Here is a 6,758-nt window from a genome sequence, read left to right on the forward strand (position 1 = left end):
CCGACGCCGCTGCCATCGATCCAGTCTGCGCGATCGGGGAGGCGCGGGGCCACCCGGTACGAGGACGCCGCTCCGGCTCCGCTGCGCGAGGGAGGCCGACCTGGACTACTCCTCGTCCGCCCGGTAGACCTTCCGGAACGCGTCCTTGCGGGCGATCCTCCCGCCGCGGAACTCGTAGATGTCGCAGCCCCGCGTGACCTGGGGTCGGCCGTCGGGGCCGGTCCCGGTGAAGGACCAGGTGGCCGCGCCGCGCGTCCCGGCGATGAGGGGAGCCCCCTCCTCGTGCCGCTCCTGTCCGGTGTCGAAGGCGAGCATGAGCGCGAATCCCTCGCGGACCTGCTCCTTGCCCGTCCAGGTGCGGCCGGGCTCGGGGCCGACGGACGCGCCGTACACGCAGTCGTCGGTCATGTGACTCATCAGCGCTTCGAGGTCGTGGCGGGTCCAGGCGTCGCTGAACGCGGCCAGCACCTCGGGCGTCATCTCGCTCGTGCTGGTCTCGGTCGAAGAGGAGTCGTCCATGGGCGGGCCTCGGTCCTTCTGATCGGTGGACCGTCGTCGGTCGCTCTGCGACCGTGGCAGGTGAGCGGTCGCGGCGGCAACGCCCTCTAGCGGTCATGTCCGGAAGCGGACGGCCGGCGGATCAGCGGTCCGTCGACCCGCCGACCAGCGGGTGAGCGCGACGGCGGGGGGCGGTGCACTGCGGGCGGCGGGAGCGGCCGCCGAGGCGACCCGCTTCACCGGGCAATGCCGCGTCCCGATGCTGATCCCCTTCGCGGAGGCCGTGCCGAAGTCGGACGCGGGCCGGCCCTCCTCCGCCTCCTCGGTCGCGGCACCCGGGTCGCCCGCGGCGGCCGGATGCTAGGCGCTCGCCGCCTCCTCCGCCACCTCCTCCCCGCCGGACGGCGCCGACGCGCAGGATGAGGAGCACCGGTCGTGGCGGGCACCGACTCCTCACCCGACCGGCACCGAGACCGCCACGAGCCCGCGCCGGCGGGAGGACAGCGAGAGCACCATGGGATTCTGGGGACCGATCGACGAGACCCGCGGCACGCGCCCGGTCGACGAGCCGCTCGGCGAGCTGGAGCTCGTGCACGCCTTCACCAGCGGGCCGATGCCCACCGGCGTCAGCGTCTCGCACACCGGGCGGATCTTCTGAACTTCCCCAAGTGGGGGGACGAGGTCCCGGCCACGGTCGTGGAGCTGGTCGACGGAGCGGCGGTGCCCTACCCGGACGAGGCCTGGAACACGCCGTCGGGAATCGACGACGCCGACGCCCTCGTCTCGGTGCAGAGCATCGTCGTCGATCCGGCCGACCGGCTCTGGATCCTCGACACCGGCAGCCCGATGTTCGAGCCGACGAAGAAGGGCGGCCCCAAGCTCGTCCGCGTCGACCTGGCGACCGACACCGTCGAGCAGGTGATCGTCCTCGAGCCCGACGTCGCCCTGCCGACCACCTACCTCAACGACGTGCGCTTCGATCTGCGGCGCGGCATCGCCTACATCACCGACTCGGCCGATTCCGGCCCGAACGGGATCATCGTCGTCGACCTCGAGGCGGGGACCGCCTGGCGCCGCCTGCACGACCACCCGAGCACGAAGGCGCTCACTCCTCCGGAGCTCGTGCCGATGGCCGAGGGCCGCGTGCTGATGAAGCGCCCGGCCGACGGCGACCCGCAGCCGGTGACGATGGGCGCTGACGGGATCGCGATCTCGGCCGACGGCGAGCGCCTCTGGTACTGCCCGCTCGCCTCCCGCCGCTGGTTCAGCGTGGCGACGTCGGCCCTGGTCGACCGGTCGGTGCCGGACGAGGACGTCGCGGCGACCGTCGTAGACGAGGGCGACAAGGGCGGGGGAGCGGACGGCCTCGAGACGGATGCGCTGGGCCGCTTCTACGCCACGAGCTACGAGAACAACGCGATCGTCCGCCGTCGCACCGACGGCACGATGGAGACGATCGTGCACGACGAGCGGCTGCTCTGGCCGGACACGATGTCGATCGCGACGGACGAGCACCTGTACGTCACCGCGAACCAGCTGCACCGCCAGGCCGACTACCAGGGCGGCACGGATCTGCGCACCTACCCGTACTCGCTGTTCCGGGTGCGGATCGGAGCGGGGCCGGTTCTCCTGCGCTGAAGGCCCCCGCCCGGTCTCCTGCGCCGAGATCCGCAGCGCGGATCAGCGCCAGTGGGCGAGCTCCGTGCGGAGCGTCGCGCGGGCGCGTGCGAGCAGTCCGCGGACGGTCGAGGACGACAGTCCCAGCTCGTGCGCGATCGCGTCGTAGCTGCACTGCTCCAGCTGGCGCAGCTCCCAGCAGCGGCGCTGGGCCGCGGGCATGGCGGCGAGCACCCGGTTGGCGTCGGCGGCGAGCGAGCCGCAGTGCGCCGCGTGCTCCGGGTCGTCGGCGGCGGAGGCGGGGAACTCGTCGTCCAGCTCGGCGCGCAGCCGCGAGACGCTGGAGCGGAGCCGGTCCACGCTGCGGCGCCGGGCGGTCGTCACGAGCCAGCCGGCGATGGTCTCGCCGTCGATCACGCTGTCGACGTGGGTCCACGCCGCGAGGAAGGTCTCCTGCACCACGTCGTCGACGTCGGCGCTGCTGCGGAGGGTGCGGGCGGCGGTCGCGCGGAGCAGCCCGGTGTAGCGGCGGACGATGGTGGCGAACGCCCGGTCGTCGCCCTCGGCGGCGCGGATGACGAGCATCCGGTCCGAGTCGGGCTCGAGCAGGGCGAGCGGCGGCGCCGCGATAGGGGCGGTGCGGGACCTCGTGGGGTGGGCGGGGGTGGTCGTGAGCATGCGGACTCCGGTCGACTCGATGTGTACGCATGATTCGGAGGCGCGCTCATGCCCGGTTTCCCGCGTCGGGACCCCAGAGAGAGGGGCAGGTCTGTCCGCGTCTCGGGGACGTCAGCGCCGCCGCGACCACCAGCGGCGGGGCCGCTCGGGCGCCGCGGCCGCCCGTGCCGCCGTCGCTGCGGTGCGGGCGTCGCGCCGCTGCGACCAGGCGGTGACCTCCGCCTCGATCTCCCGGAGCGGGGTGACGACGGGCGGCCCGCCCAGCAGCTGGCGGCGTGCCTCGATCACCCGCGTGTTGAAGTCGGCGAGCTCGGCGCGCACCTCCTCCTCGCGGTGCAGGCGGTCGAGGCGCTCGTCGAGTGCGCGGTCCTCGGCGCGGAGGAGGAAGGCGGCCGGGCCGATCCCGGTGAGGTTCTCGCGCTCGATCTTGCGGCGGATCCACCAGTCCGGATCGTGCGCCGCACCCAGATCCGGCAGCGGCTTCCCGGAGCCGGGGAGGTCGTCGAAGTCGCCGCGGCGGATCGCGAGCTGGATCGCCGTCTCGACGAAGGCCGCCCGCTCGATCGGGTCCTCCGGCAGGGCGGGCTGCTGCGGCTCCTCCTCGCCCGCGGCGCCGGCCCGGTACCGGGCGGCGCGCTCCCTCGCATCCGACATCCCTCCACGCTAGATCGCGCTCCTCGCCCCGGGCAACCACCCTTCAGGCCGTCTCCGCGGGCGGTACGCGGCGGCTCGACACCGGCCGCGCGGTGTGCGTAGTATTGATACTCGATAACATCGACGATCGATAAGGAGCGCGCCATGACGAGTGTCATCCCCAGCGGACCGGTCCGGGAGCGCCCGCGCGTGTTGCGGGTGGCGAGGGCGGTCCTGCTCATCGTCGCCGTCTTCTCCGTGCTCACCGCGCTCGTGCAGACCTGGACCGTCACGACCGGGCGCTCCCTGCTCGTCTTCGGGGGAGCGGACGGCCGGCTCCCGCTCCGCAGCCTCCCGCAGCTGCTGCAGGCGGAGCCGCGCGAGGGCACCGCGCCGACCCTCGCCGACGCCGCCCTCTCCCTCCGCCTGCTCGGTGCGCTGCCGAGCCTCCTCCAGGCGATCACGATCGTCCTCGCCACCGTCTTCCTCCTCCGGGTCCTGCGCGGCATCGCGGCCGGGCGCCCGTTCGACCCCTTCGTCCTCGCGAACTGGCGCCGTCTGAGCCTCGCCCTGCTGATCGGAGGAGTGGCCCAGGGCCTCGCCGACACCGCGGCGGGCCTGTACCTCAGCTCCGGCATCGGCCTGCTCTTCGGCGCAGGCCGGGTGACCGGCGAGCAGCGCGACGCCTTCCTCGGCGGCGACTACCAGGCCATCGGGACGAACCTGCCGCAGTGGCCCGTCCCCGTCCTGCTCGCCGGCGTGGTGGCCCTCGCCCTGACGGCGGCGTTCCGCGCCGGCGCGAAGCTCGAACGGGACGTCGACGGCGTTGTCTGAGCCCGCCGAAGACGAGAGGCACCGGATCGACTGCCACCTCGGAGCAGTGCTGGCCGAGCGCGGCGTGACCCTCACCGCCCTCTCGGCCCGCACCGGCATCACGATGGCGAACCTCTCCATCCTCAAGAACAACCGCGCCCGCGCGATCCGCTTCACGACGCTGACGCTCATCTGCGACGCGCTCGACTGCACCCCGCAGGAGCTGTTCTCGATCCGGGCCGTCGACGAGCGGGCGTAGCGGCGGGCGGATCGGCCAGGGGATCTCTGCGGGGCCGATGGTGTGGACGCCGTCCGATCGGATCGCCGATCGAGCGGGTCTCAGTCGCGCTCCGTGTCCGCCCCCCCTGGGATCGGCCGGAGCTCCGCGGAGCTCGCTGTCGTCCCGACCCATGGATGAGCCTCACCAGCGCGGACGCCCCGTCGTCATCGCGGGAGTGGCGATCGCCGCTGCAGCCGTCCTCTCCGCAGCGATGTACTGCGAATCCGCTCGCCGTCGTCACTGGGACCCTGCTCGAGCCGGTCGGCGTGCTCGTGCGCGCCGCGCTGCGGCCGCTCCCCGCTGCTCAGTCCAGCGGGTAGCCCGGCAGCCCGTCGATGCTGACCGCGTTCCGCGTGGCGCGGTACTCGGCCATGCCGTCGGGGCCCTTCTTCTCGGCCTGGAGGAGGAGCAGGTCGCGCTCGCCGACCGGCTCCATCACCGGCACGCCCCAGCCGCACGCGTCGCTGATGCGGGTGAGGTCGACGGTGACGACCGCGCGGGTGCTCGGGTGCTCGGGGTGCTGCTCCGCGACCTCGGCGAACGCCTCCGAACCGGGCAGGTGCACGGAGCCGGTGCCGTGCAGGCGCACGATGCGCGGACGCGGTCCGAACGACGCGAACATCAGGCACACGCGCCCGTTCTCGCGCAGGTGCGCGATCGTCTCGACTCCGCTGCCCGTGTAGTCGACCCAGCCGACGCGCCGCGGACCGAGGATCGAGAACGAGTCGTGGCCGCGCGGCGACATGTTGACGTGCCTGTCGGCGGCGAGGGGCGCGGTGGCGACGAACCACATCGGCTGCTCGTGGATCCAGGAGGAGAGGCTCTCGTCGATCTCGTCGTAGACGTGCGCCACGGGGTCAGGCCCCGGCCGCGCGGCGGACCAGCTCGGTGACGGCGGCGCGCGTCTCGGCGTCGGCGGAGACGAGCGCGTAGGCGGTCGGCCAGATCGTGCCGTCGTCGAGCTGGGCGCCGTCCTGGAAGCCGAGGGTCGAGTAGCGCGTGCCGAACTTCGCGCCGGGCTGGAAGAAGACGATCGCCTTGCCGTCGGAGCGCGCATAGGCGGGGAAGCCGTACCAGGTCTTCGGGAGGAGGTCGGGAGCGGTCTCGCCGACGACGTCGTGCAGCATCTGGGCGATCGGCCGCTCCTCGTCGGTCATCGCGGCGATCGCGGCCTCCGCGTCCCTGCGGTCGGCATCGGCCTTGTCGGCGCTCTTCTGCCGCTTCGCCTCCGCCCGCAGCTCGGCCGCGCGCTGCTTCATCGCCGCGCGCTCGTCCTTCGAGAAACCGTCTTCGGAGGCCATGTCCGCCCGTCCCGTCCGTCTGCGGCTCCCGGTCCGGGAGCGTCCCCGCACATCGTGACAGCGCCGCACTCGCCGCACAACGGCGGGAGCGGGCGCCACCGTGCCCCCCGGAAGCCCAGCCTCCGCGGTTAGCGTGGGCGGATGCGCCTCCTCCTGATCCGCCACGGCCAGACCCCCTCCAACGTCGCCGGGCTCCTCGACACCCGCATCCCCGGACCCGGGCTCACCGACCTCGGCCGCACCCAGGCCGCAGCGCTGCCCGGTCGGCTCGCGGGCGAGGGGATCGGCGCGCTGCTCGTCTCGACGATGGTCCGCACCCACGAGACGGCCGCCCCTCTCGCCGCGGCCCTCGGGCTCGACCCGATCGAGCGCGACGGCATCCGCGAGGTCGCGGCCGCGGGGCTCGAGATGCGCGGCGACGAGGCGGCGGTCGAGGAGTACATGGGGACGGTCTTCCGCTGGGCCGGCGGCGAGACGTCGATCCGGCTCGCGGGCGGCGAGACGGGCGACGAGTTCGCGGCGCGCTACGACGCGGTGGTGGCGGAGGCGGAGGCGCTCGGGCACGAGGTCGTCGCGCTGGTCAGCCACGGCGCGGCCATCCGCTGCTGGGCGGGTCTGCGCTCCCTCGACCTCGATGCGCGCTTCATCGCCGACCACCTGCTCGACAACACCGGCGTCGTCGTCCTCGAGGGCTCGGGCGACGCGTGGACGCTCGTGTCCTGGCAGGGCGAGCCCGTCAGCGGAGTCGGCGCGGCGGCCCCCTCGGGCCCGGCGGGCGAGACCACCGTCTGAGCTGCGGGGCCTCCTCGCCGGTCGAGCAGCGGCCGATGGAGACCGGCCGGAACGAGCGCCGCCGGCCGCGCCATCACGGTAACGATCGCGCAACACTCCGGAAACGAGCTCCGACCAGCACATTCGCTCGCGCGGATCGGTTCATC

At 73.6% G+C, this 6,758-nt stretch carries 10 protein-coding genes; 5 read left to right on the plus strand and 5 right to left on the minus strand.

What is annotated here, in order from left to right; all coding sequences use genetic code 11:
• Positions 1 to 105 precede the first annotated feature (105 nt).
• The gene (locus C5C27_RS16055; protein ID WP_208543359.1) at positions 106 to 519 is read right to left on the minus strand and encodes a nuclear transport factor 2 family protein; all 414 of its coding nucleotides are present in this window, start codon (positions 517 to 519) and stop codon (positions 106 to 108) included.
• Positions 520 to 1,012: 493 nt separating this feature from the next.
• Here C5C27_RS16055 and C5C27_RS18680 point away from each other — a divergent pair, with 493 nt between their 5' ends.
• Both C5C27_RS18680 and C5C27_RS16065 read left to right on the plus strand, forming a co-directional pair.
• Positions 1,013 to 1,156 (plus strand): hypothetical protein, encoded by a 144-nt coding sequence (locus C5C27_RS18680; protein ID WP_258066828.1) that lies wholly within the window; start codon positions 1,013 to 1,015, stop codon positions 1,154 to 1,156.
• Between the two features lie 38 nt (positions 1,157 to 1,194).
• The gene (locus tag C5C27_RS16065; protein WP_258066829.1) at positions 1,195 to 2,136 is read left to right on the plus strand and encodes a major royal jelly family protein; all 942 of its coding nucleotides are present in this window, start codon (positions 1,195 to 1,197) and stop codon (positions 2,134 to 2,136) included.
• Between the two features lie 42 nt (positions 2,137 to 2,178).
• Here C5C27_RS16065 and C5C27_RS16070 read toward each other — a convergent pair whose 3' ends face one another.
• Together C5C27_RS16070 and C5C27_RS16075 are read right to left on the minus strand one after the other, a co-directional pair.
• On the minus strand, positions 2,179 to 2,793 hold the full coding sequence (locus C5C27_RS16070; RefSeq protein WP_104239255.1) for an RNA polymerase sigma factor: 615 nt from the start codon (positions 2,791 to 2,793) through the stop codon (positions 2,179 to 2,181).
• Between the two features lie 111 nt (positions 2,794 to 2,904).
• On the minus strand, positions 2,905 to 3,447 hold the full coding sequence (locus C5C27_RS16075) for a DUF1992 domain-containing protein (protein ID WP_104314907.1): 543 nt from the start codon (positions 3,445 to 3,447) through the stop codon (positions 2,905 to 2,907).
• A 144-nt stretch (positions 3,448 to 3,591) separates the two neighbouring features.
• Here C5C27_RS16075 and C5C27_RS16080 point away from each other — a divergent pair, with 144 nt between their 5' ends.
• A complete protein-coding gene (locus C5C27_RS16080; RefSeq protein ID WP_104314908.1) occupies positions 3,592 to 4,260 on the plus strand; it encodes a hypothetical protein in 669 nt (222 codons plus the stop codon).
• Positions 4,261 to 4,306: 46 nt separating this feature from the next.
• Positions 4,307 to 4,498 (plus strand): helix-turn-helix domain-containing protein, encoded by a 192-nt coding sequence (locus C5C27_RS16085; RefSeq protein WP_374955285.1) that lies wholly within the window; start codon positions 4,307 to 4,309, stop codon positions 4,496 to 4,498.
• A gap of 325 nt (positions 4,499 to 4,823) precedes the next feature.
• Here the strand turns inward: C5C27_RS16085 and C5C27_RS16090 are convergent, their stop codons facing one another.
• Together C5C27_RS16090 and C5C27_RS16095 are read right to left on the minus strand one after the other, a co-directional pair.
• Positions 4,824 to 5,372, minus strand: coding sequence for a pyridoxamine 5'-phosphate oxidase family protein (locus C5C27_RS16090; RefSeq protein ID WP_104314910.1), 549 nt, complete (start codon positions 5,370 to 5,372; stop codon positions 4,824 to 4,826).
• A gap of 4 nt (positions 5,373 to 5,376) precedes the next feature.
• Complete coding sequence (locus C5C27_RS16095; RefSeq protein ID WP_104227361.1) at positions 5,377 to 5,820, minus strand: hypothetical protein; 444 nt, start codon at positions 5,818 to 5,820, stop codon at positions 5,377 to 5,379.
• A 141-nt stretch (positions 5,821 to 5,961) separates the two neighbouring features.
• Between C5C27_RS16095 and C5C27_RS16100 the strand changes: the two genes are divergently transcribed.
• On the plus strand, positions 5,962 to 6,612 hold the full coding sequence (locus C5C27_RS16100) for a histidine phosphatase family protein (RefSeq protein ID WP_104314911.1): 651 nt from the start codon (positions 5,962 to 5,964) through the stop codon (positions 6,610 to 6,612).
• Positions 6,613 to 6,758 lie beyond the last annotated feature (146 nt).

The organism is Rathayibacter sp. AY2B7 (assembly GCF_002931635.1).
In the GTDB taxonomy this organism is placed as follows: Bacteria; Actinomycetota; Actinomycetes; order Actinomycetales; family Microbacteriaceae; genus Rathayibacter.

Excerpts from the sequence above, each read along its gene's own strand:
- C5C27_RS16055 (WP_208543359.1), bottom strand. The coding sequence starts at position 519 with ATGGACGACTCCTCTTCGACCGAGACCAGCACGAGCGAGATGACGCCC.
- C5C27_RS18680 (WP_258066828.1), top strand. The coding sequence starts at position 1,013 with ATGGGATTCTGGGGACCGATCGACGAGACCCGCGGCACGCGCCCGGTC.
- C5C27_RS16070 (WP_104239255.1), bottom strand. The coding sequence starts at position 2,793 with ATGCTCACGACCACCCCCGCCCACCCCACGAGGTCCCGCACCGCCCCT.
- C5C27_RS16075 (WP_104314907.1), bottom strand. The coding sequence starts at position 3,447 with ATGTCGGATGCGAGGGAGCGCGCCGCCCGGTACCGGGCCGGCGCCGCG.
- C5C27_RS16080 (WP_104314908.1), top strand. The coding sequence starts at position 3,592 with ATGACGAGTGTCATCCCCAGCGGACCGGTCCGGGAGCGCCCGCGCGTG.
- C5C27_RS16095 (WP_104227361.1), bottom strand. The coding sequence starts at position 5,820 with ATGGCCTCCGAAGACGGTTTCTCGAAGGACGAGCGCGCGGCGATGAAG.
- C5C27_RS16100 (WP_104314911.1), top strand. The coding sequence starts at position 5,962 with ATGCGCCTCCTCCTGATCCGCCACGGCCAGACCCCCTCCAACGTCGCC.